This is a genomic window from Dolichospermum flos-aquae CCAP 1403/13F, assembly GCF_012516395.1.
In the GTDB taxonomy this organism is placed as follows: domain Bacteria; phylum Cyanobacteriota; class Cyanobacteriia; order Cyanobacteriales; family Nostocaceae; genus Dolichospermum; species Dolichospermum lemmermannii.
The window spans coordinates 182,615-208,243 of sequence record NZ_CP051206.1; the positions used below are offsets into that span (position 1 = coordinate 182,615).

General features: G+C 39.4%; 27 protein-coding genes and 2 pseudogenes. 14 read left to right on the forward strand and 15 right to left on the reverse strand.

What is annotated here, in order from left to right; all coding sequences use genetic code 11:
- Positions 1 to 228: 228 nt before the first annotated feature.
- A complete protein-coding gene (locus HGD76_RS00960) occupies positions 229 to 1,173 on the reverse strand; it encodes a DUF4351 domain-containing protein (RefSeq protein WP_168694699.1) in 945 nt (314 codons plus the stop codon).
- Between the two features lie 208 nt (positions 1,174 to 1,381).
- Positions 1,382 to 2,974: a tetratricopeptide repeat protein gene (locus HGD76_RS00965; protein WP_168694700.1), complete on the reverse strand. Its 1,593-nt coding sequence runs from the start codon at positions 2,972 to 2,974 to the stop codon at positions 1,382 to 1,384.
- A gap of 180 nt (positions 2,975 to 3,154) precedes the next feature.
- On the opposite strand from HGD76_RS00965, the gene HGD76_RS00970 reads away from it, so the two are divergent.
- The 6 genes from HGD76_RS00970 (at position 3,155) to HGD76_RS00995 (ending at position 7,359) form a co-directional block, all read left to right on the forward strand.
- Positions 3,155 to 4,009, forward strand: a complete 855-nt coding sequence (locus HGD76_RS00970) for an ATP-binding cassette domain-containing protein (RefSeq protein WP_168694701.1) — start codon at positions 3,155 to 3,157, stop codon at positions 4,007 to 4,009.
- Positions 3,966 to 4,820 (forward strand): ABC transporter permease, encoded by an 855-nt coding sequence (locus HGD76_RS00975; protein ID WP_168694702.1) that lies wholly within the window; start codon positions 3,966 to 3,968, stop codon positions 4,818 to 4,820. The genes HGD76_RS00970 and HGD76_RS00975 overlap by 44 nt, the downstream gene beginning before the upstream one ends.
- A gap of 19 nt (positions 4,821 to 4,839) precedes the next feature.
- Positions 4,840 to 5,298 (forward strand): MarR family winged helix-turn-helix transcriptional regulator, encoded by a 459-nt coding sequence (locus HGD76_RS00980; protein ID WP_168694703.1) that lies wholly within the window; start codon positions 4,840 to 4,842, stop codon positions 5,296 to 5,298.
- Positions 5,264 to 6,532, forward strand: a complete 1,269-nt coding sequence (locus HGD76_RS00985) for an MFS transporter (protein WP_168694704.1) — start codon at positions 5,264 to 5,266, stop codon at positions 6,530 to 6,532. Before HGD76_RS00980 ends, HGD76_RS00985 begins: the two co-directional genes overlap by 35 nt.
- An 84-nt stretch (positions 6,533 to 6,616) precedes the next feature.
- The gene (locus HGD76_RS00990; protein ID WP_168694705.1) at positions 6,617 to 7,036 is read left to right on the forward strand and encodes a XisH family protein; all 420 of its coding nucleotides are present in this window, start codon (positions 6,617 to 6,619) and stop codon (positions 7,034 to 7,036) included.
- Positions 7,024 to 7,359: a XisI protein gene (locus tag HGD76_RS00995; protein WP_168694706.1), complete on the forward strand. Its 336-nt coding sequence runs from the start codon at positions 7,024 to 7,026 to the stop codon at positions 7,357 to 7,359. The genes HGD76_RS00990 and HGD76_RS00995 overlap by 13 nt, the downstream gene beginning before the upstream one ends.
- Positions 7,360 to 7,413: 54 nt before the next feature.
- Here HGD76_RS00995 and HGD76_RS01000 read toward each other — a convergent pair whose 3' ends face one another.
- From HGD76_RS01000 to HGD76_RS01015, 4 genes and pseudogenes are all read right to left on the reverse strand, one after another.
- Positions 7,414 to 7,644, reverse strand: a complete 231-nt coding sequence (locus tag HGD76_RS01000; RefSeq protein ID WP_168697319.1) for a hypothetical protein — start codon at positions 7,642 to 7,644, stop codon at positions 7,414 to 7,416.
- Positions 7,634 to 8,764: a DUF6602 domain-containing protein gene (locus HGD76_RS01005; RefSeq protein ID WP_168694707.1), complete on the reverse strand. Its 1,131-nt coding sequence runs from the start codon at positions 8,762 to 8,764 to the stop codon at positions 7,634 to 7,636. Before HGD76_RS01005 ends, HGD76_RS01000 begins: the two co-directional genes overlap by 11 nt.
- Positions 8,765 to 9,043: 279 nt before the next feature.
- On the reverse strand, positions 9,044 to 9,643 hold the full coding sequence (locus HGD76_RS01010; RefSeq protein ID WP_168694708.1) for a thioredoxin family protein: 600 nt from the start codon (positions 9,641 to 9,643) through the stop codon (positions 9,044 to 9,046).
- 147 nt (positions 9,644 to 9,790) lie between these two features.
- A pseudogene (locus HGD76_RS01015) lies at positions 9,791 to 10,147 on the reverse strand (TauD/TfdA dioxygenase family protein); the annotation flags it as partial.
- Positions 10,148 to 10,428: 281 nt separating this feature from the next.
- Between HGD76_RS01015 and HGD76_RS01020 the strand changes: the two are divergent.
- The gene (locus HGD76_RS01020) at positions 10,429 to 10,653 is read left to right on the forward strand and encodes a hypothetical protein (protein ID WP_168694709.1); all 225 of its coding nucleotides are present in this window, start codon (positions 10,429 to 10,431) and stop codon (positions 10,651 to 10,653) included.
- Here HGD76_RS01020 and HGD76_RS01025 read toward each other — a convergent pair.
- The 4 genes from HGD76_RS01025 to HGD76_RS01040 all read right to left on the reverse strand — a co-directional run bounded on the left by HGD76_RS01025 (position 10,650) and on the right by HGD76_RS01040 (position 15,746).
- Positions 10,650 to 11,777 (reverse strand): MFS transporter, encoded by a 1,128-nt coding sequence (locus tag HGD76_RS01025; protein WP_168694710.1) that lies wholly within the window; start codon positions 11,775 to 11,777, stop codon positions 10,650 to 10,652. The genes HGD76_RS01020 and HGD76_RS01025 overlap by 4 nt on opposite strands.
- A gap of 241 nt (positions 11,778 to 12,018) precedes the next feature.
- Positions 12,019 to 13,389 (reverse strand): LLM class flavin-dependent oxidoreductase, encoded by a 1,371-nt coding sequence (locus HGD76_RS01030; RefSeq protein WP_168694711.1) that lies wholly within the window; start codon positions 13,387 to 13,389, stop codon positions 12,019 to 12,021.
- A gap of 223 nt (positions 13,390 to 13,612) precedes the next feature.
- Positions 13,613 to 14,425, reverse strand: coding sequence for a class I SAM-dependent methyltransferase (locus HGD76_RS01035; RefSeq protein ID WP_168694712.1), 813 nt, complete (start codon positions 14,423 to 14,425; stop codon positions 13,613 to 13,615).
- A gap of 352 nt (positions 14,426 to 14,777) precedes the next feature.
- Positions 14,778 to 15,746 (reverse strand): TauD/TfdA dioxygenase family protein, encoded by a 969-nt coding sequence (locus tag HGD76_RS01040; protein WP_168694713.1) that lies wholly within the window; start codon positions 15,744 to 15,746, stop codon positions 14,778 to 14,780.
- Positions 15,747 to 16,238: 492 nt separating this feature from the next.
- Between HGD76_RS01040 and HGD76_RS01045 the strand changes: the two genes are divergently transcribed.
- Entirely contained in the window at positions 16,239 to 17,105 is an 867-nt protein-coding gene (locus HGD76_RS01045; protein WP_168694714.1) for a CmcJ/NvfI family oxidoreductase, read from the forward strand.
- A gap of 186 nt (positions 17,106 to 17,291) precedes the next feature.
- Here HGD76_RS01045 and HGD76_RS01050 read toward each other — a convergent pair whose 3' ends face one another.
- The 3 genes from HGD76_RS01050 to HGD76_RS01060 all read right to left on the reverse strand — a co-directional run bounded on the left by HGD76_RS01050 (position 17,292) and on the right by HGD76_RS01060 (position 19,895).
- On the reverse strand, positions 17,292 to 17,450 hold the full coding sequence (locus HGD76_RS01050) for a hypothetical protein (protein ID WP_168694715.1): 159 nt from the start codon (positions 17,448 to 17,450) through the stop codon (positions 17,292 to 17,294).
- Positions 17,451 to 17,633: 183 nt separating this feature from the next.
- Complete coding sequence (locus HGD76_RS01055; RefSeq protein WP_168694716.1) at positions 17,634 to 18,593, reverse strand: sulfurtransferase; 960 nt, start codon at positions 18,591 to 18,593, stop codon at positions 17,634 to 17,636.
- Positions 18,594 to 18,842: 249 nt separating this feature from the next.
- Complete coding sequence (locus tag HGD76_RS01060; protein ID WP_233466996.1) at positions 18,843 to 19,895, reverse strand: MBL fold metallo-hydrolase; 1,053 nt, start codon at positions 19,893 to 19,895, stop codon at positions 18,843 to 18,845.
- Between the two features lie 250 nt (positions 19,896 to 20,145).
- Here HGD76_RS01060 and HGD76_RS24755 point away from each other — a divergent pair, with 250 nt between their 5' ends.
- From HGD76_RS24755 to HGD76_RS01085, 5 genes are all read left to right on the forward strand, one after another.
- Positions 20,146 to 20,325, forward strand: coding sequence for a hypothetical protein (locus tag HGD76_RS24755; protein WP_210967692.1), 180 nt, complete (start codon positions 20,146 to 20,148; stop codon positions 20,323 to 20,325).
- A 13-nt stretch (positions 20,326 to 20,338) separates the two neighbouring features.
- On the forward strand, positions 20,339 to 20,983 hold the full coding sequence (locus HGD76_RS01070) for a cysteine dioxygenase family protein (protein WP_168694717.1): 645 nt from the start codon (positions 20,339 to 20,341) through the stop codon (positions 20,981 to 20,983).
- A 13-nt stretch (positions 20,984 to 20,996) separates the two neighbouring features.
- Positions 20,997 to 21,758, forward strand: coding sequence for a class II aldolase/adducin family protein (locus HGD76_RS01075; protein ID WP_168694718.1), 762 nt, complete (start codon positions 20,997 to 20,999; stop codon positions 21,756 to 21,758).
- Positions 21,759 to 21,771: 13 nt separating this feature from the next.
- On the forward strand, positions 21,772 to 22,920 hold the full coding sequence (locus HGD76_RS01080; RefSeq protein ID WP_233466997.1) for an acyl-CoA dehydrogenase family protein: 1,149 nt from the start codon (positions 21,772 to 21,774) through the stop codon (positions 22,918 to 22,920).
- 157 nt (positions 22,921 to 23,077) lie between these two features.
- Complete coding sequence (locus HGD76_RS01085; RefSeq protein ID WP_148766022.1) at positions 23,078 to 23,335, forward strand: hypothetical protein; 258 nt, start codon at positions 23,078 to 23,080, stop codon at positions 23,333 to 23,335.
- Between the two features lie 193 nt (positions 23,336 to 23,528).
- On the opposite strand, the gene HGD76_RS01090 is transcribed toward HGD76_RS01085, so the two are convergent.
- On the reverse strand, positions 23,529 to 23,819 hold the full coding sequence (locus HGD76_RS01090; protein WP_233466998.1) for a formylglycine-generating enzyme family protein: 291 nt from the start codon (positions 23,817 to 23,819) through the stop codon (positions 23,529 to 23,531).
- Between the two features lie 139 nt (positions 23,820 to 23,958).
- Positions 23,959 to 25,209 carry a pyridoxal-phosphate dependent enzyme gene (locus HGD76_RS01095; protein WP_168694719.1) on the reverse strand — a complete coding sequence of 417 codons (1,251 nt, stop codon included), beginning with the start codon at positions 25,207 to 25,209 and terminating at the stop codon, positions 23,959 to 23,961.
- A 75-nt stretch (positions 25,210 to 25,284) separates the two neighbouring features.
- On the opposite strand from HGD76_RS01095, the pseudogene HGD76_RS26365 reads away from it, so the two are divergent.
- Positions 25,285 to 25,581 (forward strand): annotated as a pseudogene (locus HGD76_RS26365) (ISAzo13 family transposase); the annotation flags it as partial.
- Positions 25,582 to 25,629: the final 48 nt, after the last annotated feature.

Sequence of the window (25,629 nt, forward strand, 5' to 3'; positions counted from 1 at the left end):
ACCCTTTTAGTTTAGTAAGTGGAACTTATTAATAATTACAATACTGTTTGGTTAAGAGTTTTTGTAGGTTGGGTTAAGCGACAGCGCAACCCAACAAACGTCTGTAAGTGTTGGGTTTCCTAATGTCAACCCAACCTACCTGATTTAATGTTTTTAGATTATGACAAGTATAGGTTGTTTCAAAAATGGTTCTAATTGCATGATTAACTCCCTAATAATCAAAATGAATTAGATTGAGTGTTGGGTTAACCAAGCTTCTAAATCAGCAACACTAGAAAAGTCTAATAATGCCTCTCCTAAGTTTTCTAACTGTTCAATTGATAATCCTGTAATTCGCTCGATTAATAACGAATCAATTTCCCCAATCCGACGATGTAGTAGACGCAGTATTAAGTTTTTTTCTCCTTCTTGCTTTCCTTCTTGCTTTCCTTCTCGTCTTCCTTCTTGTCTTCCCTCTTCTCTTCCTTCTTCTTTAGCTTGTTCTCTATTTCTTTGATAAAGTGGTTCTAGTCGCATAATTAACTCCCTATCATCTGTTTCTAGTTGTTGATTTACTCTCAAATTTTCGCGCAAGTTGTAAACTAATTCCAGGGTGGCTTTTTGGTAAGGGTGATCTAATGGTAACGCCTGCAACTCGATAATTGCTTGTGATTGTACGCTTCCCCTACCCAAAAGCCTCAACCATAAAGTATCTGGTGTTTGTGGTAGTTGGTGTATTGCCACAATTGCTGTTCGCAAGGCATCTGCTAAAAAATGTACTCCCGATAACCAATCTTCTTTTTGGATAGTTCCAAAGCTAGATAAACGAGTTTCAGATATGGTGGGGGTTAAAATCCACAATTTAGGAATTTCTGACTCCTGAAGTTTGATTTTATTGGCTTTGGCTTCTCGTCGCAATAAAGCCTTGACTTCTAATAACTTGAGAATACAGTCGCAGATTTCATCGGTAGAAGCTGGATTGCGGTATGGTTCTATTATTGCAGGATTTTCGGCAAGTCTTCCTAGTAAGCCCAGTATTTGTAATTTAGAAGTTTGTTGTTTAGCAGGTGTGAATAAAACATCAATTTCTTTAATTTCTCCTGAGACTTTTTCTGATGCTTTGACTTCTCCGTAATCTTTTAATAATTCTTCTAGATAGTCTTTGGCGAATTTATCATGTATAAACCTAGTCATTAAATTTTAATTTTGAGTAAAATCTGGGAAATAATTTAGACTCCTATTATATAGCAGTTATGAATTTTCCGTAAGAGGATATTTGAAATTTTTTTTGTGTTGTATTCAATACTTTGAGATCCCCGACTTCTTTGAATGATCTTTATTATTTACAAAAAATTTAATTAAGAAGTCGGGGATCTTTCGTACCTGGCTTAACTTATATTCATTATTTGTTAATTTCTCTGATCATCTCTATAGTCTTTTGATAGTCTGTTTCCTTACCTTCTTTTTTATATATATTTGCGGCTGTTTGGAAATCTTTAATTGCAGCCTGTTTATCTCCTTCTCTTAAAGCATAACGGACAACTCCCCGGTTGGTGTAGGCACCAGCATAGTTAGGATTAATCTTGATAGCTTGGTTGTAATCATCTATTGCTCCTTGCTTATCTCCTAATTCATAACGGACAACTCCCCGGTTGTAGTAGGCTAGAGCAAAGTTAGGATTAAACTTGATAGCTTGGTTGTAATCATCTATTGCTCCTTGCTTATCTCCTAATTCATTACGGACATTTCCCCGGTTGTTGTAGGCTTGGGCATCGTTAGGATTGATTCTGATCACTTGGTTGTAATCATCTATTGCTCCTTGCTTATCTCCTAATTCATCACGGACAAATCCTCGGTTTAAGTAAGCATCTACATAATTGGGATTAATCTTGATAACCTGAGTGTAATCATCAATTGCACCCTGCTTATCTCCTAATTCATAACGGGCAAATCCTCTCTTGTTGTAAGCATCTACATAATTGGGATTAATCTTTATAGCCTGAGTCAAATCCTCAATTCCACCCTGCTTATCTCCTAAATCAGAACGGGTATTTCCCCGGATGTAGATGCTTACTACATAATTGGGATTAATCTTTATAGCCTGAGTCAAATCATCAATTGTACCCTGCTTATCTCCTAATGCATAACGGGCAAGTCCTCGGATGCAGTAAGCTTTGAAATAGTTAGGATCAATCTTGATAGCCTGAGTATAATCCTCAATTGCACCCTGCTTATCTCCTAATTTAGAACGGACAAATCCCCGCCTAAAATAAGCATCTTCATTATTTGGTTTCAGTTGCAATACTTGAGTATAATAACCAAAAGCACCTTGATAATCTTCTTTCTCAAGACACTCATTACCCAAGCGAATATATTCGTCAGCTTCAGAAGATGTCAAACTTTCTAAATAGCTGCGTAAACCCCCAGAATAAAGCAATTCATCTATTCCTAGCAAGACTTTACCAGTATTCGAGGTAATCATATTAGTTGGTAAAAATCCCGCCAAAATCAGATTGTATTCAGCCTGAGCTTCGCTGACTTCCTCTTGAATTAAAATACAAACTAGAACAGCATTTTTTTCAATTTCTTCTCGACTAATTGACCATTGAATTTTATCAAAATTGCCATTACGGGCTTTAACCTGAATACCAATTGATGAGTCAGAAGTTAAGGTAAAATCAACTTTTCCATCACCACCAACGCGCTTTTCATAGTCAACTTCTGTGACAAAATCAGCTAAACGGGATTTAACAACTTCCTCAGCTAACTTCCCCTTCATATTGTTGATAAAAACATCACGAATAGCGACGCGAGAAGTTCGTCTATATTTTTCAGCCATTTCCCAGCAAAAATCCCGTAATTGGTCTAACCTTTGACCAGAAATGACAGTTAATTCACTATGCTGGCCTTTTTCGTCACAATGGAGTAATTTAGCAGATTTAAGTCTTGGAATAAAATCAGTCTGTTGTGCCTTGAGTGGTGTTGTCCAGTCCATATTGGTTTAAATAATCTATCCATAAGAATAGTATAGCGATCGCCTACACCAATTCTGAAAGCGATAGCGAACCGCTCCGTAGGAATCGCTCTTACCCAATAGCTCTTGACTTTTAGAGAAAATATGTCAAACTAATATTTAGATACTCTAATTATTTGAATAAGGAAGTAAATCCTACTCGTGACGAAACTTACGGGAAGAATAGAATCTGCGGAAATACCTGCACAAGTTCCAAAGTCAGTAATATTGCAAACCTTGGAACTGACGCGCCGCTTTGAAAAATCAACAGCCGTTGATGCTTTAAATATCTCCGTTGCATCGGGAGAAGTTTTTGGTTTACTTGGTCCCAATGGTGCAGGGAAAAGTACAGTAATTAAGATGTTAACTACCTTGCTACCAGTCAGTAGCGGGAAAGCATACTTAGCCGGTTATGATGTGACTCGTCAACCTGATGCAGTCAGAAGAGTCATAGGTTATGTACCCCAGGCTTTATCGGCAGATGGGACTTTAACAGGTTATGAAAATCTGTTAATATTCTCTAAATTGTATGATATTCCCCCTCGACGCAGAAAACAGCAAATCGCGGAAGTGCTAGAATTTATGGGTTTAGAGGATGTAGCACATCGTTTAGTGAGAACTTTTTCTGGGGGAATGATTCGGAAACTGGAAATTGCTCAAGCTATCTTACATCAACCCCAAATCTTATTTCTAGATGAGCCAACAGTCGGATTAGATCCAGTTGCAAGAACACAAGTATGGCAACTTGTACAGCAACTGCGGATTGAGTACGGTACAACCATCTTTTTAACCACCCACTTTTTAGAAGAAGCGGATAATCTTTGTAATCGAGTCGTGATTATGAACCAAGGTAAAGAAATTATCACCGGTTCACCCGCAGACTTAAAAACCGCTATCGGTAAACCAGAAGCAACTTTAGATGATGTCTTCATCCATTACGCAGGAAATCAATTAGTATCAGGAGTGAGTTACAGTGAAACTGCAAGAACCAGACGTACCTCTCAACGGTTGGGCTGAACCCAGATATAATCGCCCCAAAGGGATTTTTTCTGGCATCAAAGAACTATTTACTAAAACCCTGGTAATTACTGAATTAGAGGTGCGGAAACTCCGCCATGATCCTAGTGATTTAATTATCAGGGCTGTACAACCGGCTTTATGGTTGCTGATATTCGGGCAAGTATTTACCCGGACTCGCGCTATCCCTACAGGTAATTTACCTTACTTGGATTTTATGACTCCCGGTATTTTGGCTCAAAGTGCGCTGTTTGTTGCTATTTTTGCTGGGGGAATGACGTTAATTTGGGAACGTGATGTAGGGATTTTGCAGAAATTCTTAGTAGCACCCATACCCCGTGCAGCGATTGTCTTGGGTAAAGCATTTGCGGCTGGGATTCGTTGTTTTTCCCAAGTTGTATTTATTTACCTTTTAGCGTTTTTGTTGGGTGTACACCTCAATCTCAATCCTTTGGCTTTCCTGCAAGTTGTGCTAGTCATATTTTTGGGAGCAGCTTGTTTTTGTACATTTTCACTCATCATTGGTTGTTTGGTGAAATCGCGGGAAAGGTTTACGGGAATTGGGCAATTAATCACCATGCCGTTGTTTTTTGCCAGTAATGCCATCTATCCTATTTCATTGATGCCAACTTGGTTAAAGCTCATTTCCCACTTGAATCCTTTAACTTATGAAGTGGATGCTTTACGGGGTGCAATGCTGGCACAGGGTTCAAGTATTTATGGGTTCGGGTTAGATTGTACAATTCTCTTGCTAACATTAATAGGTTTAACCTACATCTGTGGACGACTTTATCCACGGGTGGCAATGTAATCTGGAGAAAAACGGTCTTATGAGTTTGGATAAACCCTCTGAAGAATGTGCCGCTAGGGTGATGGAAACTGTCCCCTTATTGATGCGGTTTATCCGATCTGAAATGCGATCGCACAGTTCTGACTCTTTATCTATACCACAATTGCGATCGCTTGCTTTTCTGAATCGCAATCCTGGTGCTTCCTTGTCTGAGGTAGCAGATCATCTCGGAGTCACCTGTGCTACAGCATCCACAACTATAGAAAAATTAGTCCAACGTAATCTGGTGCAACGGACAGATAATCCTCAAGAACGACGACGAGTAGTCCTGAATTTGACGAGAGAGGGAAAACTGCTTTTAGAGCAATCCCAGGAAAAAACTCGCGGGGAAATTGCGGAGATTCTAGGGAGTTTGACACCAGAGCAAGTATCACATATTGAATCAGGCTTGACTCTACTAAAAAATGTCTTCGAGCAAACAGAAACCAACTCACCATAACAGTAAGGCTGCACAACACGATCCTTTGGCAGCCATGAGATTTCGAGATTATCGGCTCTTTACCATTGGGCGTGTAGTCCTCTTCACAGGGGGACAAATGCAGACCGTCGCGCTGGGCTGGGAGCTATATGAGCGAACAAATTCAGCGATGGCCTTAGGGGGAATCGGGTTGGCGCAGGTTCTCCCCATGATTGCCCTAACTTTGATTACGGGACACGTTGCTGATAAAAGCGATCGCAAAAAGATTACTTTATTGGCAATGCTGCTATTAATGTTTTGTTCTCTAACTTTAGCGGCTATTTCCTATTATCAAGGTGCAGTTTTTCTAATTTATGCTTGCTTATTATTAACAGGTGTAGCCAGGGCATTTCTCAAACCTGCGGGTGATGCGCTGATGTGGCAGTTAATACCGATGAGTGCTTTTACCAATGCAGCGACTTGGAATAGTAGTAGTTTTCAATTAGCGTCGGTAATTGGGCCAGCTTTGGGAGGATTGAGTATTGCTGTTTTTAAGAGTGCGACGGGAGTATATATATTATCGGCGATCGCTGCACTATCGTGTTTTTTCCTCACCGCAGCCATTAAACCCCAAAAAACTAACTTTAAGAAAGAACCAATATCCCTAAAAACCCTAGCTGCTGGGGCTGAATTTGTGTGGAATAATCAACTAATTCTCGCAGCTATCACCCTAGATTTATTTGCTGTTTTGCTGGGTGGTGCAGTCGCATTATTACCCGTTTTTGCTAAAGATATTCTGCACGTTGGTCCGGTGGAATTAGGTTATTTACAAGCCGCCCCATCAATAGGTGCATTAATTATGGCAGCATTGTTGGTATATTTGCCACCTATCCGCAAAGCTGGGCCGGCCTTACTTTGGTCGGTTGTCGGGTTTGGGATTGTAACAATTATTTTTGGTTTATCCCGTTGGGTGTGGCTGTCGTTGTTGATGTTGGTATTAAGTGGGGCGTTAGACAGCATTAGCGTGGTGATTCGTCATACTTTGGTGCAAATTCGCACTCCTGACCATTTACGGGGTCGAGTTGCGGCTATCAATAGTGTGTTTATCAGTGCTTCTAATGAGTTGGGAGGTTTTGAGTCTGGTTTGACTGCGGCTTTATTTGGTCCGGTGTTTTCTGTGGTTGGTGGGGGTATTGGGACGATTTTGGTGGTGGTAGCTACGGCGATGATTTGGCCGGAGATTAGGAAGTTGGGGGCGTTGCATGAGGATTTATAAAGGAAATAGTCTCACGCAGAGGCGCAAAGAAAGAAATGCGTTAATATCGTAATATCTATGTAGGAAATATAATTAGGGATAAGTATGTCGGCTAAAGATGTCTTTCATGAAGTTGTCAAAAAAGCTCTACAGAAGGACGGTTGGCAGATTACTCATGATCCCCTATCAATTAGTGTAGGCGGGGTAAATCTATCTATTGATTTAGCCGCTGAAAAGCTGATTGCGGCGGAAAGAGAAGGAGAAAAAATTGCTGTTGAGATCAAAAGTTTTTTGGAGAGGTCGTCTGCAATTTCGGAATTTCATACAGCGTTAGGACAGTTTATTAATTATAGAGGTGCATTAAAGAGACGACAGCCAGAGCGGGTTTTGTATTTAGCAGTACCTTTAACAACCTATAAGACTTTTTTTAATCTTGATTTTCCTAGAGATATGATTGAAGAGAATCAAGTCAAAATGATTATTTATGATGTAGAGCATGAGGTGATTGCAGAATGGATAAACTAACTAAATATCGCCAGCTTGTACAGCAGATTTTACAAGAATATAGCGAACAAAAACCTGCTAATGGAAATATAGAAGTTGAGACAATTTTTGATACACAACGTGACCACTATCAAATAGTTCATGTAGGTTGGGAAGGTCAAGAATGGATACATAGTTGTATTATTCATATTGATATTAAGGGTGAAAAAATTTGGTTGCAATGGAATGGTACTGAAGATGATATTGCAGAGAATTTAGTTGCTGTGGGAGTTCCAAAGGAGGATATTGTATTGGGTTTTCAGTCTCCTTTTATGAGGAAGTTTACAGAATATGCTGTGGGTTAGGGAATTATTGATGATTATCAATTAAGTCTATGCTCTACCTTGGTAAGTATGGCGTTATTGGTCAATTTCTGCAAATATTTCTGTTAAATCTGGTTGATTTTTCCATGCACCAAATAATTTATTTAATTTAGCTAATTTCTCTTCTTCTGTTAAATGTATTTTTGGTTCTGGTATTTGCTTTTCAATAAATTCTAAGTCAATTATTATTTCTGTTCCATCTGGAATGTTATTAAGTTGTTCTAATAGCTCAATATTTTGACCACGTTTTATTCCTTTAATTTTCATGTTGATTAAGCTGTTTTGCATTAGCTAAATAGTTGGATAAATTTGGGTTGCCTGGATTTAACCCAAGTGCCAGTTGAAAATTTATGATTGATTCTTCAATATTCTTACTAAATTTTTCTGAATTGGCTTTTGCAAGATTATAATAAGAAATACCTAATCTTTCAAACAACCTGTAATCGTGTTTTAAGTCATTATCTAATTCGATAGCTTTGCTTAAATATTTCACATTCCCAGTTGCATCTAACGTTTCCATTCCAAATTTAACTAAAAATGAAGCCAATTTTTTTTGATCCAAAATAACCTTTGAAAAACAATCAATTGCCATTTCATGATTACCATTAGAATACTCTCTATGTCCAGCAGTAAACTCTTCTGAGTTTTCAAAAGTAATCACAAAATTTCTAACAAAATCTTTGTAATAAATAATTTTCCGATTATATCCGTTATTTATAACATAATAGCCAAATTTTTGTTGAGGATTAATTGTATTAACTACTCCAGATAGAAATAACCCTACTTCAAAATTGTTGTTTTCTGCTTCAAAAAAATGCCACCCAATTGAATCAGGTGTTTTAATATTAAACCAATATCCTTTACCAATAATGCATATAACGTCAATTAATGGATTATTATCAAAGTTTTTATCATATTTTTTATATCTTTCAAATTCTGATTGTGATGTTAAATCTGTATTATAAGCAAAATATACTGTAATAGGTTTTATTTTTGAATTTAATGATTGCAGATTTCTTAGACTTCTAAATTTTTCCAATGTTGTTTGAATTTCTTGAGCAGTAGATGTAGTTTTTATTTCAAATACATAATAACAACTCTCAATAGGGTAGCAACCTTCTGATTCAGAAAATAGCGCCGGAGGAATTGCTGATTTATTATAAATTAATAAATCTACTTCCGATGATGAATTTCCTACAGAATCAACGATTTCACCACTACCCAAATCCCAACCAAATGGCAAATATTTTCTAATGACTTGACCTAAAATACTTTCTCGAAATGCTCCTCTAAGTCCCCTATGTTTTATAGATTCTACTTCAAATGAAGTAGAAACTAACAGCTTAATGTCATTTTCAATTCTTTTCTGATATAAAGGATGAGCCATATTACACTGGTTTAAAACCAAAAATATTACAATAAACAATTATACCAAATAAAGTAAAAATTTACAATGAATGGTTAGCAGCTATAAAATGACGTTTATTATTTCGAGGAAAAATTGTTCAAACCCCTTACTACATCTCTTTCTAGAAGATTTCATGACCCCAAACTGGTAGTTTATTTTATCAATAGGATTTATCTAAATTCAGTTCAATAAAAAATGTAGAGACGTTCCCTAAAACATCTTTACATTAATTAACAGTTTTCTCCAAAAAATCCCTAACTACCCAACTGCTACCGGAACTTTATAATAAACCGGCTCATTCCCTGCTTTCCATTTGATATTGCACCCAATACTCGGCTTTTGCTGCCAAGTAATGTCCTCATCAGCTAAAACATAATTAATCGCTTTTCGCAAATCTTGTCCAGTCACAGGTAAATCATTTTTTGGACGACTATCATCTAATTGTCCTCGATAAGCCAGCTTTCTATTAGCATTAAATACAAAAAAGTCGGGAGTACAAGCTGCAAAAAAATCTTTAGCCGCTTTTTGACTTTCATCATAAAGCAAAGGATAGGATAAATCTAATTCCTCAGCAAAATCTTTAAGTAGTTCTGGTGCATCATTAGGATGAGTATTAATATCATTAGAACTAATTGCTAAAATACCTACATTTCTATTTTTGTAATCTTGTCCTAACTTTGCTAATTCAAATTTGATATGTTGCACAAAAGGACAATGACGACTAACAAAGATAACTACTAATACTTTTTTATCAGCAAAATTTGCCAATGAAATTGTTTTACCTGTTACTACATCTGGGAGATTAAATTTAGGTGCTAAAGTTCCCAAAGGTAACATTGTCGAAGGTGTTAAGGCCATAAAATCCAATTCCTTAAATTTTTGAAATTACAGTTAGTGAAATTAATTAAATGGTGTAACTAAATTAAACCTAAAACCTCTCTCCTTGTAGGAGAGAGGTTTTAATTTCCCCCCTTCCCTCTTAGGGAAGGGGGTTAGGGGGTTAGGTTAAGCTGCTACAAGACTGGGAATATATGTCGCAGAATCTCCTTTAATGGCTTGACTATACTTACCGTCAATACCTAAAGGAATATCACCAGCAATGGTTACACGCTGCACCCGACGGGGTTGATCTCCATAATCTGCGATAGCTGCGCTCGCCGAAGGCATCGCATAATGTTGAGTAGCGCGGTTATCCCAAAATGCCACATCACCAACTTGCCAGCGCCAACGCACTGTATTCTCAGGTCGTGTAATATAAGATTGCAACAAGCGAATAATATCGGTTGATTCGGTGGGAGATAAACCGCGAATTTGCCGCACAAAACCACCAATAAATAAACCCGTTTCCCCAGATTCAGGATGTCGTCACTGAGGTTTGCACTCAGATCAACACCTTTAATTTTCCTTGAAAGCTTTAGTTTAATTGCCAGTATCAGTGTCAAAGAATATAAGTGGTTAATTCGTGCGGTAATATACCCAAAGGTTAAATCTACTGTTTGTCTACCGACTTACCGTAGATTAATATTATAATTACATAAATCTAGCTAAAAAGCAAGTACTTAGCCAAGGAAATATACCATAACCTAAATTTATTAATGACTAATGATTAGGTAGTCTAACTACCTCATCCCTTAAACTAATTTTTGGGTTTTTTACCCTTCTTGGATGCAATTGCTTTGACTGGTTTACCATCTTGGAGAGAATCAGTAGGATTAGTAATTAACTTAGCATTAGGATTTAACCCAGAAACTACTTCCACCTACGCGGATTACGGGAACTTCAAACCCACGGAGGTGGGTTTTGCCTGTGCAGCCGTGACTTCCAGTTGCCCGAATTTTGTTATCCATTTTCTTGGTATTTTAAGTTAATTTGCTAATAAATTACCAAAAGGAGCCATTCCCATAAAGCACATCGCATAAAAACCCATAACTCTACCTCGTTTACTATTTTCTACAATTAATTGCAATACTGTGTTACTAGCAGCTATTTGTAAAGTGGAACTCCAACCAACTAAGACTAAAATTAACTGAGAAATCCAGAAAACATGAGATTGAGAAAATAATATCAGACCAATTCCCATCATGAATGGACCAAAAGCAATGAGTTTATCTAAACCTGTGACATGATGACGAAAACTAAGGTAAATACAGGCTAAAATTGAGCCAGTTGCACCGGAAGCTGATAAAAAACCTAAAGTGTCCGCTCCTCCTTTTAATATTTCAACTGCGAAGATGGGTAAAAGTGTAATATAACCAGTTGTGACTAAGCTGGCTGTAGCTAGAAGTAAGAGAATGGAACGAATTGGTAAGTATTGATAAGCATATTCAAAACCTTCTTTTAGTTTTTGTAAAGGATTACTGGTTTGTGGTTCGATAGTTTGGGGTGTGATTCGCATTGCTAATATGGCGATAATTGCCGCAATGTAGCTCAAACTATCGTACAAAAAGCAATATTTAGCTCCGAATTTGGCAATGATAATTCCCCCTAAAGCGGGTCCAAGGAGACGCGCACCATGCAGGAAACCAGCATTGAGAGCGATCGCATTACTCATCAATTCCCGACTTACCATATCAGTCACAAAAGCATGACGGACAGGTACATCTAAGCCTTTGAGCAACCCTGAAAACATACTCAAAATTAGCAATGTCCAAAAATTTGCCCAATCTAAAAATGTGATCAGTGTCAGAATTAGGGAAATAGAAATTCCTATCCATTGAAATAATAGTAACAGCCGATAACGGTTATAACGATCTGCCAGAATACCGGAAATTGGAGCTAATAAAAAAACTGGTAACTGTCCTAAAAATCCGGCAATTCCTAACAATAAAGCCGAATCAGTTAAACGATAAATTAACCAAAGTGTAGCAACTTGAGTCATAAAGTTGCCAGTCATTGATAGTCCTTGTCCGGTAAAATAAAGACGATAATTGCGGGATTTAAAAGCGGGAAGATCAAACTGCCAAGGAAACCCAAGTTTTTGTATTAATTTCATGAATTAGATTTATTTATTTTGATTTAATTAGGTTTTTTGGAAATAAACATATTTGTTTGGCTTCCAAACCCGCCCGGAACTTAAGTTCCGGTCTAATAGCCAAAGTAAACTGAAGTTTACTAAAGAATTTAAAATTTTTTATGGTTATTTAGTCATCTTTAGATGACTTTCGCTATTAGACTGGGAATTCATTCCCAGTCGGGCTATGGATTTTACTACTAAACCCTATTTCATAATAAAACTATGTACCCACACTTGCCAATTCAGGAGCATTAACAGCTTGACTAAATTGATTTACCGGACGGGGTAAACCGAGATTTTCGCGCAAGGTATTGGCTTCGTATTCAGTGCGGAAAAGTCCGCGACGTTGCAGATCAGGAATTACCAAATCTACAAACTCATCTAACCCTCCTGGCAACCAAGGCGGCATAATATTAAAACCATCAGCAGCATCATTTACAAACCAATCTTCTAACTGGTCAGCAATTTGCGCTGGAGTACCCAATATTTGCCGATGTCCCCGCGCCCCTGCAATAGATAAATATAGTTGTCTGATGGTTAAATTCTCTCTATGGGCAAGGTCAGTAAGCAGTTTTTGACGACTTTTCCCACCGTTGGTTTCTGGTAGTTCGGGTAATGGACCATCTAACGGGTAGCCAGAAAGGTCAAACCCACCAATCATTCCCCCAAGTAAATTTAAACCAACAACAGGATCAATTAATTCTTGAATTTGATCAAATTTATCCTTGGCTTCCTGTTCAGTTTTACCGATAACAGGGAATATACCTGGCATAATTTTGAGATGATCAGGCGATCGCCCATATTGAGCTAATCTACCTTTGACATCAGTATAAAATTCCTGTGCCTCTTGCAGAGTCTGCTGGGCTGTAAAAATCACTTCTGCCGTTTGTGCAGCCAGATTTCTACCATCTTCAGAAGCCCCAGCTTGAATAATTACCGGATAACCTTGGATTGGTCGAGCGACATTCAATGGCCCCCTCACTGAAAAATGTTCTCCTTTGTGATGAGGAATATGCAATTTATCAGGGTCGAAGTAAATACCAGACTCTTTATCATGTAAAAAAGCGTCATCCTCCCAACTATCCCAAAGTTTGGTGACAACATCTACAAATTCTTTAGCCCGCTCATAGCGCAGTGTATGCTCCATGTGCTTTTCCCGGTTGAAGTTGAGGGCTTCGGCTTCTGTGGCAGAAGTCACAAGATTCCAACCTGCACGGCCACCACTAAGATGGTCTAGGGAAGCAAATTTACGAGCTAGATGAAAGGGTTCGTTATAGGTGCTGGAAACTGTCGCTGTTAACCCAATGTTTTCCGTCACTACAGACAAAGCTGACAGTAGAGTGAGGGGTTCAAAATGCACAAGTTTACCATTTCGGCTCAAAACTTCAGGATTTTGACCCCTATATCTAACAGCCACACCATCAGCGAGGAAAATCATGTCAAATTTGCCTCGTTCTGCTGTCTTTGCCAATTGTTTGTAATGTTGAAAATTCAAACCATCAGCTTGAGCATTGGGGTATCGCCAAGCCGCTACGTGATGTCCGGTAACTGACAGAAATGCACCTAATCTTAGTTGTTTTTTCTGAGTCATTATGCTATTTTTTGGTAAATATAAACTGGGTTTACGTAGGTTGGGTAGAACGAAGTGAAACCCAACATTTCTGAGATTTTGGTTGGGTAGGTAGCTTGGCACAATTAAATATAAAACCTCTCTCCAAACCTCTCCCCTGCCAGGGAAGAGGCTTTGACTCCCCCTTCCCTAGTAGGGAAGGGGGTTGGGGGGTTAGGTTTGTATTATATTTTTTAGGAGGTTGTTAACTCTTTTTCCAAGCCACTACGGCTGTAAATGGCAACTCTTCGGTAAACTCTCCAGAGGGTTCAACTTCTAGCAAAGAGGCTCTTAAATCTGCCTCAAATTGCTCGCGGTTTTCACCAAAGAAAGAGGGTAAACCAAAGGCTGTGGAATAGATGTAGCCAATGTAAGAATCAATTGTCCAAGATAGAGAAGATCTCACTTCGTAGGTTTCTATCCGAGAGAAAGATGACTGTTTGAGGACTTCTTGATGAGGTACATCTAAAGGTTTCCATTCACCTTCTCCACCTTTACCTGTGCGTCTCCGTTCTCCTAACCAGCGTTTAACTACTTTTATTACTGTAGTTTTCCAGGGATGATCGCTTTCCCAAACGTTTTCGTTAGTTTGCAGGATAACAATAGCACCACCATCAACCACTAAAGAATCTAGTTTTGACAGCACCAATTCCCGTTCCATCCAGTGAAAAGAACGTCCCATTGTGACTAATTGAAATTTACCCAATTCATCGGAAATTGATTCTGCTCTGTCATGAATCCAGCGAATATTAGTAGCTCCCGCTTCTCCGGCTTGCTCTTGGGCTTCTTTGAGCATTTCTGCATCAGGATCAAGTCCCACAACTTCCGCAAAGCGTTTATGAAAGGGAATCCCCACTAATCCTGCACCACAGCCAAGATCAAGTAGCCGTCCTGTACCATCTAGTTTAAAGACATCTGTTAGTAAATCAAACAACGCTTGGGGATATTTGGCACGATAACGAGCATAGTACCAAGCAGCACCTTGAAATAAAGTGGGATCGTAGGTTGTTGTTACCATTAGACATCTCCAAAATTTAATATTGATTGATATTTGCCATAGAAAAACTAGCGCAGATATGACTGATAAAGGTTATCTGTGCATCGCCCTTGCGATTTATATTTGGGTACTAATTAGGACAAAATAGAAACTACAGTTTTTTGATTGGGTTAAGGGTGATTCATTTAGCAGTATTGCATGACCTCAAAAAAAATTCAAGCCCTTAGACGAAAAAATATATGTTGGACTAATAGTTAGTATATCTAAATATATATTCAAAGGGGAAATTAGACTCTACTTAAGCCTACGCAATGTGTATTGATGTAAACCGGGTTGCAGAATATAACCACAGCCCAGTTTACAATTTTCTAGCTTAGGAAAGCACTGGTTCTGCTACCAATTTTTCGGATCTCTCTTTCAAGACGGTTGGTAATTCGCTGTTAAACACCTCACCTTCAACGACTTGGGAACGGAAACCATCTACCCCAACGGGAATATCTCCGGTGATGGTGGTGCGATACAATACACGCTCTACTTCTACATGATCCAAGTCCTGGGGAGCTAAATGTGAGGTTGCACGGTTGTCCCAGAATGCTATGTCACCGTTATTCCAACGGAAGCGGGTGGTGTAAGCAGGTTTGGTAATTTGATTAAAGAACAATTCCAGCAATAGGTCGCTTTCTTGTCGAGACACATCAAGAATATGAGAAGTAAAGCCGGGGTTCACGTACAATGCGCGTTCTCCTGTTTCTGGATGCACTCTCACTACTGGGTGAATGGAAACTATGGGATTGGCAGCAATGCGTTGGGCAAGTTTGCTGTCGCTAGGTATATTCAACCGGGCATTAAACCGATGTTCGGCTTTTAATGTGTCTGCTAAGGCACGCAGAGGGGCTGATAAACCTTCGTAGGCTGCAACCAAATTAGTCCACTGGGTATCACCACCAAAACTGGGAACGTTAACCGCTCGCAAAATTGAAGCCGCAGGTGGATTAATAGCTGCGGTTACATCGGTGTGCCAGCGACTTTCGTAGCTAGAACGACGCAAGCCATTACGACGCTCATAGCGGCTGCGGTCAATGGGGAGGATTTGGGAGAAACCTTCGATTGGCTCATCTTCGTGGGGGTGTGCATAAGTGACTTCTCCGAAGCGACCGGTAAAGGCAATCTGGGCTGCATGATCAATATTCTGACCTCGGAAGAATATTACTTTCCACTTCAATAATGCTTCACGAATTTCTTTGACTGCATCATCGTGTAGGGTTTGTGAAAGGTCTACACCGCTGATTTCTGCACCAATAAAACCAGCTACTTGTTTGACTTCAATATATTTGTTGCTCATTATGAATTCTCTACTTAATCCATGAGGGCTGTTTTGCTTTTTTGGTATGTGTTGATGGACACATACCAGAGGAGGCGATTGTAACTAATTATTATTCTACACTAAATCTACTGTAAATCTATCAATTTACAGTATTATAAAATTTACATATATGAAAAACATAATCAATATGATTATATTATGTAAAAATAATCCAGAAATTGAGGATTTACGTAACTTGCACATTAGGAGGGTGCGTCAGACCTGATAATTTGGTAAAAAACGGATTTTTGATATCTGACGCACCCTACACCAGATGTTTAGTGTGACACTTGACTATATTAATTAGGTCATCAAATAATTAGTGCTACATATTTTTTGGATTGCTAAGGTTAACTGGGGAGGAAAGTTTGTATAATAAACTAAATTACGATAACTTGACCGATAAACCGTACTTTATTGATCGCGCAAATATTCATTAGTGCAATTGTTAGTTAATCAAGGATGTAATCTATGAGTTTAAATACTCAAGTTCTAGACAAACCGATTGTTGAGGAACTGCCTTATGTTGAGGCTAATCTTCATTACTTAGTGCCAATGGCAGAAAAACCTGTTAACTATACTTATGAACCACCAGCAGGTATTCCTAGACAGAATGGGATTTATCAGCCGCAAAGTTTACCCATACGCAATGCTCGATCTATTGTAGAAAATCTATCTTTGGATAGAGAAGGTTTTGCTCTGACTGAGCATCGTACGAAAGTCCGCAACTTCTATGATGAAGATGAGTTACGGAATGTTTACTATCTGGAAGCGGAGCAATTATTAAAAGAGGTAACAGGGGCAACTCAGGTGGTAATATTTGACCATACTTTGCGTAATGCTCAAGAGTCAAAACCGAGTGAAAATAGTATTAAAGAGCCTGTGAAGCGTGTACACAATGATTTCACGGCTAAATCTGGCTATGCTCGTGCGCGTAAAGAGTTAGAAGCACGGGGGGTAGAGAATATTGAAGAGTTGTTACAACAACGTTTTGCAATTATCAATATTTGGCGGGCGATTGCAGATATAATTCAAGAGTCACCATTGGCTGTGTGTGATGCTCAAAGTATTGCCCCAACAGACTTAGTAGCTGGTGATTTAGTGTACCGCAATCGCATTGGTGAAACCTACGCAGTTACTTACAATCCAGAACATAAGTGGTACTATTTTCCACAAATGCAAAGGGATGAAGCTTTATTTATCAAATGTTTCGATTCCGCAGAAGATGGAATTGCCCGTTTTGCAGCCCATACAGCATTTGCAGATCCAACTAGCCCAACAGATGCACCACCAAGGCAAAGTATTGAGTTGCGGACATTCGTTTTTTATCCTGCGTAGTTGAGAATTGCACACACTTTCAAGTGGTTAAAGCGTTGTAGCGATTAAAGTTGGAGCTTTTCTTCATTGTGGAAGCTCCACCAACTTTAAACAACAAGATACCTAAATGTAGTGCGGTTTAAACCCAAAACCTCTTATCTGTTCCCGATTCCGTTGTCATAACGACAATTTTTAACGCCAACTTACTTAAGCACCTGAGCGATCGCCTTTATAATCATCTGGAGGTGCGTCTTTACTCCTTCTACAACTGATTAAGTTATCTTGTTTTAGATTGTTTTGTGCAAATACAAATATTGGACTAAAGATAAAAATTGAGGCAGTAATTAACAAAATTGTATATTTCATCTGTTTATTTTTGAATGTTAACTGTAAACACTACTACTATTTTATATTACCAATAGAAAAAATTTAATAATTTACTTGGTTTAACAAAAGCTTGGATAAAATCCCCGACTTCTTGCCATTAGTTATAATTTTTTGACACCATCAAAACAGAAGTCGGGGATCTAAGTTCTATTAATACTGATTTTAGACGGCTCTTTCTGGTCCAGTTTCTACTGGTAAGTCTTTTTGAGTGCTATATTCTGTCCAAGAACCTTCATAAATTCTCACTTTAGGATATCCCAGCAGATGCTTTAAGACGACATATTGTAATGTTGCTTCTCTTCCAGTGCTGCAAGAAACAATAACATCATTGGCAGGAGTAATTTTTTTATCTGCTAAAATTTGCTTAATCTCATCTAATGACTTGAGTTTGTGAGGATTTTTCCCATCGGTAAATGTTACCCAAGGGATATTCCGCGCACCAGGGATATGTCCGTTGCGTATCCAAATATCTTCTTCACCCCGGAACAATTTTTCTGGTCTGGGATCAATAAAGGTAACTCCTGGTTTATTTATGAGTTTTCTAACATCATTTAAGGTTACACGAATTGAGGGGTTATCCTGAACTGTGAACTTACCAACTGAATATTTAGGAAATTCTTTGGTGACATTTCCAGCAGCTTTGTAACCTGCATAACCACCATCTAATACAGCAATATTTTTCACTCCAGAACGTTCTAGTAGATAAGCAACCATTGTTGCGCCTAAAACATCTCTACCATCTGAATATACAAGTACACGAGTGTTATTTGTTAATCCTGAACTGGCAAAGATTTGTCCTAATTTTTGAGTATTCCAATACTGTACCGGTAAACCAGGTTTTGGTCCTCTAAAAACAGTGTCAGCAACGTTTATAGCGTTAGGAAGATGTCCTTCTATATAGTCGAGGGGAAAATTACGTACATCCAAGATTCGCAGATTCGGATCTTTGGCATTTTCCGCTACCCAATTTGGTGAAACGAACTGAATATTAGCGCGAGTATTATTTGATAATGCTGGTAAAGGTAATAGGGGAATACTCACCAAAAAGGCGAAAAATACTGCTACTAAAGCAAATATTTGAGGTTTTTTGAACTTTCTCAAGGAGAAATTTTTAAAATTCATGTTCATGCTTCCATTTATTCAATAAAAATTTTGTGTCAATTATTTCCAAAATTGATCCGTATTTTTGGCTTAAAGTCCTGTAACCCGATGGATTAACAGTAGTTAATATGAAGAATTATGTCATGTTTAAAAACAGAATACAAGCAATAAAGTTATTTTAAGTATCAAATTTTCTTATGCTTATGATGGAATGACGTAGATCACTTCGATGATGTATCTCATTCAAGGAAAACTTTCTGGTTTTTTGTTCTAAATATACATAGCAAAGTAATCATTGTAGATATCTGTATTTGCTGTAACTGTGAGTTCTATTTGTTTTTGTTCTTCATCTTTTGCCGAAGTTGTCGAGAGATTTAAGCTATCTTGGGGGATAAAATCACCACAGTATTCATTTGCCGGTACTGCTGTATTCATCTGTTGGGGATAACTTAATTTGAGATTATTCATAATAGTGATAAATTGACTACGGCTGCGGCTAAATCTGGGGTTGAGACGTTTTTCCTCACCAATTGTGGAAACTGTACGCCCTTTGTAGTCATGGGCAGGATATACAAAAGTATCATCTGGTAAGGTGAATAGGCGTTCTGTCACCACATCATAGAGAGTTCCCGGATCACCTCCCTGAAAATCTGTGCGTCCACAACCACGAATAAATAAGGCATCACCAGTTAACAGATGGGTTTTATTCACTAAATAGGCTATGTGACTGGCACTGTGTCCTGGTGTGAAAATTGCTTCAATAATTACTGATCCTACCTCTAAAATTTCCCCACCAACAAGAGAACGATCAGCTTTTGTTACCGCAGGATTTTTAGGAACGATCACCTGACAGCCTGTTTGTTGCCTAAGTTTACCCGCCCCTGTAATGTGATCAGCATGGAGATGGGTTTCTAGACAGTAGCGCAGCTTTAATCCCAGTTCCTCTAATGATTCTAAATCACGATCAACTTGCTCTAATACAGGATCAACCAAAATAGCATCTCCTAGTTGTTGATCAGCAATGAGGTAAGTATAGCTACTGGTTTGATGGTCAAAAAATTTGCGAAATAGAAAGTTTGACTGGAGTATTTCTGAAGTCCGCTCGCTCAATATAGCAGGAAGAGGACGCACACGCAATGGTAGGGATTGCAATAACTCCTGGGATAATGCCTGTGCCTGTCCCCGTAGTTCTGGAACAGCTATAGTTTCCCACAAGTCCCCTTTGCGCGGTGTTCCCAAGGTATAAAGCAGTGAAGAAACCGTGCCATCTGCCTCAATAGCGATGGTAGTTGAAGTATGAGTAGTCAAAAAACTAGAAGTCATGGCAATGTCAATTTAAATATGTAATAACGCTAATTTAATCAAGTCTATCTACCAATCCAAAATTATTTCTAATTCAGCTAAAAGCACAGAAGACTTGGTTTCGGATGAAATATATGATACTCTGAATTTATCTATAAACTACATTTACTTGATAAAGTTATCGTAGTTTGTATTATACAATTAGCAATAAAAATCTCTCTTATACAATATATATACAGCAAATTCTCATCCTCCCGCCCCAAAAACCACTATGACACAAATCACCCTTTCGGAACTTCCCCAAGCCCTGCAAACCCTAATTAACCATAGTAATGTATATGCCTTTTGGGGAGAACCTGTGGAACATGCAATCTCCTATGGTCGAGATGTAATTCCTTTAGTCCGTCAACAAGTAGAACGAGAAGAACGACAAACCGCAACCGCCGCTTGAGGAAACCCAAATTATGACTCAAACAACTTTTATTGAATCTTTATCAACAGACGAATGGTTTGTGGATAGTCCTGATCTACGTGAGTTTGTAGGTATTGCTAAAGAAATTATCTCTAGCACCACTCATAACCGCGCCCAAACCCTGAAAGCCCTAGAACCTGACTTTGCAGCACTATTGAAAAAAGAGAATTGGTTGCCAAAACATTTTGCCCAGTCTAATCTGAGCAGTGGTTTAGGTAGTGGAATTGGACAATGGTTATTGTATCGTTCCCAAGATCGCACCCTCACTATCTTTAGTTTGGTAATTCCTCCCCATGAAACCACACCTGTCCACGATCATTTATCTTGGGGATTAGTGGGTTTATACCAAGGTAAACAGGAAGAAATAGTTTATCGGCGTGTAGATAGCGGTGAAATAGAAGGACAAGCCCAACTGGAAATTGTAGGAACATATCAAGTGAAAAAAGGTGATATTTACCATTTATTACCTCCAGACAATGATATTCACTCCGTCAAAGCCACTACAGTATTCTCTCCATCCATCTCAATTCATGTCATGGGCAATGATACTGGCAGTATTTGGCGACATCATTATCAGCCCGAAAACAATAGTGTGCGAGCTTTTCGCTCTGGATATTCTAATGTACTTGTAAAATAAGAAAGAAAAAATCATGCCTAATTTTACTAGACCGCAACCCCCAGTCTTTCAAACAGTTGAAGAAGAACGACTCCACCGCAAACAACGCCTTGCGGCTGCATTTCGGCTATTTGGTCGTTTCGGCTTTAGTGAAGGAATAGCAGGCCACATTACCGCCCGTGATCCTGAGTTCACCGACCATTTTTGGGTGAATCCCTTGGGCAAATACTTTGGTCACATCCGTGTTTCTGACTTGCTTTTAGTCAATAGCGAAGGCGAAATTGTCAAAGGTGATGCTCCTGTCAATCGCGCGGCCTTTGCCATTCATTCACAAGTTCATGAAGCCCGACCTGATATAGTTGCAGCCGCTCATGCTCATTCCCTGCATGGGAAAGCTTGGTCAAGTTTGGGTCGTCTGCTTGATCCTCTAACTCAAGATGCTTGCATTTTCTATCAAGATCATGCTCTATTTAATGACTATAAAGGAGTGGTTTTAGATACTTCTGAGGGTAAAAGAATTGGCGAATCTTTGGGAGATAAAAAAGCTGTCATCCTGCGGAATCATGGCTTTTTGACAGTGGGACAGACGGTAGATGAGGCTGCTTTTTGGTATATTTCTTTTGAAAGATCCGCTCAAGCCCAACTCCTCGCAGAAGCAGCAGGTAAACCCATCTCCATAGACCATGAAACCGCAGCTTTTACCCATGGTCAAGTGGGAACACCTGCCGCTGGTTGGTTTAGCTTTCAACCACTTTATGACCGAATTTTGCGGGAAGAACCAGATTTCTTAGAGTAGTGAGAAAACCTCAATGTCAAAATCACTTGTTTTAGAAACACCCTCAACTACAACAACATCTTTCTCCGATATTTTGGCGAAAGTTGATACTCTTGCGGCTGATTTTGCCACCCGTGCCTCCATCTACGATCGCAATAGTTCCTTTCCCTTTGAAAACTTTGAGGCGCTGCACAAAGCACAATTATTGAGTCTAACTATACCAGTGGAGTTTGGTGGCTTGGCGGTAGGGTACACTACAGCCTGTCAAGTGATTGAAAAGATAGCCAGTGGAGATGCTTCTACTGCTTTGGTGCTGACAATGCACTACCTACAACACGCTAACGCTGCTAGACACCGACGCTGGCATTCCTCTATCTATGAAAGGCTGTGTCGAGAATCTGTGGAAGGTATAGCTTTGCTCAATGCTGCCCGTGTAGAGCCAGAATTAGGTACACCAGCCAGGGGAGGATTACCTGCAACCATCGCCAAACGGACATCCGATGGTTGGTCAATAACAGGTCATAAACAATACACTACTGGTAGCCCAATTTTGCGTTACTTTGTAGTTTGGGCGCGGACAGATGATGAAGAAGCGCAAGTAGGGAGTTTTTTAGTACCCCGTTACATTCCAGGGGTGAAGATTGTGGAAACTTGGGATCATTTGGGAATGAGAGCTACAGGCAGTCACGACCTGATTTTAGAGAATGTCTGCATTCCCCTAGAGTATGCCTTAGATGTGCATCCTGTCAAGGCTGAGTCAAAACCTGATCCCTTAATGCTGGCAGGTGGGAGTTTATTTTTAAGTGCTTTGTATCAAGGGGTATCAACAGCAGCACGGAATTGGTTAGTTAAATATTTGAATGAGCGCTCGCCTAGCAATCTAGGTACAAGTTTAGCAAGTTTACCACACTTTCAAGCATCTGTTGGTGAAATTGAAGCCTTACTATATGCCAACCATCGCCTAATTTACAGTCTCACAAAAGACATTGATCAAGGTGAATATGACTCGAATATTAGTTTGCACGCACAAACAGTAAAATATTTGGCAACAAGTAATGCCATTCGATCCGTAGAAATTGGTTTGCAACTGATTGGTAATCCAGGTTTATCTAAAAAAATCCGCTGGAAAGACATTATCGAGATGTTCTTTGTAGTCGGGTTCATACACCCCAAAATGATGTAGTTTTCACGTCGTTGGGTAAGTCGGCATTAAGCCTTAAAAGTTAAAAATATCAAAAATAAACATTCTGGTAATTATTATTCCATCAATTAGATACCAAGATTCATAAGTTTTTAATTTAAGATTCACACAAAATAGGAAAATTGTTGGAGGTGATTTTATGTTTGATCAAATAGAAAGAGAATTACTAAATGGAGAGCCTTGGTTAATTGGGCATCATTCTCAACTACTACTTCCTTGCCAATTATTAGATGAAAAAGAACAGGAAATAGTTGATATATGGGAATTACAGCCACAAGAATTACCTCATCGTGAGGGGGTTATAAAACGGAATTTTAACCTGTTTGGGTTTTTGGGCAAACTAAATTTCTTTTCTGTAAAAGCTATCGCTAACAAAACTAAGAAAAGATTGATTTGACTTTACTGCCTACCTAATGTAGAATATTTCTGGATACCTGAACCTCTTTCCACCTCTTTATCTCCAAAAAAATGCGCGAACCGGGAGTAACCGCTTTTTCAAATAAAATTTTTTAGATCGCTCCGTTCCACTACGCTTTGAAGGGTAAAGAAAATAAGAGCAAAGAGCAAAAGTGCAAGAGTACAAAGGGCTACTAAGTCCTCGCCGCACCACTACATACAACCCGAAAACCAACAGTGTAGTTGTAGTCATCGAGGTCGTCGGTGTCGCGAGAAGCAGAACGGCAATTCCCAGGATTGTTGCTCCACGAACCACCAAGCAGTATCTTAATATTACCGCTTTGACTTGTCCAAACACTGTCATCTTTAGGCGCATCTATATAATTATTATGCCAATCGTCTTGACACCATTCCCAAATATTCCCGTGCATATCGTATAAACCAAAAGCATTAGGAGGAAAACTACCTACATCTGTAAATATCAAGAACCGTGGGACACACGGTCTTAAAGCTCAATCAATGTCCGGATTAGGAGTCGTTGAGAAGCCCACACTCACCTGTTCGCGCAAGCGTGCCGCAAGGCATAAGTGAGTATGTGAAATATGTCACCATAAGTCATGATATTTACACTGTTTGTAGTTGTTTGTGAAATAGTTCTTTAACTTTGAGCCAAGCATCAGCAGCAGCTTCGGCGTTGTAACTAGCTCGATGGTTGCAGAAAAATCCGTGTTCAGCAGGATAGCGAAAAACTTGGTGAGGAATGTTGTGTTTTTGTAACTCTGCTTCAACTTGTTCTGTTTGTTCTGGAGGAATGCCTTGATCTTCAGTCCCAAAAAAGGCGTAAAGAGTCCCTTTGATATCTGGGGTATGAGTAATTGTCGGTTCACCACCACCGGGAGTAGAGTTAGGAATACCGCCACCGTAGAAAGAGGCTGTAGCTTTAATTTCTGGGAGAGTGGCTGCTAAATAAACAATGTGTCCACCAAAGCAAAAACCAATAGATGCGATAGCTTCGCTCGCCGCAGGCATCGCATCAGCATTAACGTTAGGCAGGGTTTTTAGATAAGCAATTGTGGACTGAATATCGCTTAATATTTCCTCGGCTTTGGTCTGTTCTTTGTATTGTCTGCCTAATTGAATATCTTCAGGGGTGTATTTAGCCTCAAAACCGGGCGCTTGGCGTTGGAAGATAGCAGGAGCGATCGCAACATATCCTTGTTGTGCTAATCTCTCTGTTACTTCCCGAATATGAATATTCACCCCGAAAATTTCCTGTACCACAATCACAGCCGGAAATTTCCCGGCATTCTCTGGACGTTTACCCACCTGAATCGCTGCCCACAAGGCTGCTCCAGAAGAAATGCCCGATAGTAATCCTTCTTCTGTAGCTAAACAGCGACTGAAGGCGATCGCATCTTCATCGGTGACAGAAATCACTTCATCAATCAGTTCCAAGCGCAGCACTTTGGGAATAAACCCAGCGCCTATCCCTTGAACTTGATGCCCCCCTGGCGAACCACCAGTCAAGACATGACTAGCGGACGGTTCGACAGCAATAGCTTGAAAACTGGGTTTACGGGGCTTGATGACTTCTGCTATCCCGGTAATTGTGCCTCCAGTACCAACACCAGACACCACAATGTCAATTTCTCCATCGGTATCTGCCCAAAGTTCCTCGGCTGTTGTCTCTCGGTGAATTTTCGGATTGGCAGGATTAACGAATTGTTGGGGGATAAAGGCATGGGGGAGGGAGGCAACAATTTCTTCTGCCCGTCGGATAGCTCCTATCATCCCTTCAATACCCGGAGTTAGTTCCAACTGTGCGCCGTAGGCTTTGAGCATCGCTCGCCGTTCTAAGCTCATAGTATCTGGCATGGTGAGAATTAGAGAACTCCACAGAATGATTGATCCTATAATGAGAGAAGATAATTTCAGTGTGCAGCTAACCTAATGCGTCCAAAATCTATCATTGAACTAACGGAGAACCTAAAATATCTGTACATAAGAACAGCCAAAAAACTCAAGGGAAGCGATCGAAGACAATTCATGGCAGAAGTAGTTAAAGGATTGGGAATAGGTGGACAGACTTTAGTAGAACGAGAGTTAGGATGGAATAGACGTACCATCAGGAAAGGGATGCAGGAATTGGAGAGTGGTCAGCCGATAATTGATGGTTTTGACCGGAGTGGACGTAAGGGGGTAGAAACAAAATTACCAAACTTATTATTGGATATGAAATCCTTTGTTATGGTAGGCGATAGCGAAGCGCTGCTGCAAGCAGATCGCTCTCATGAT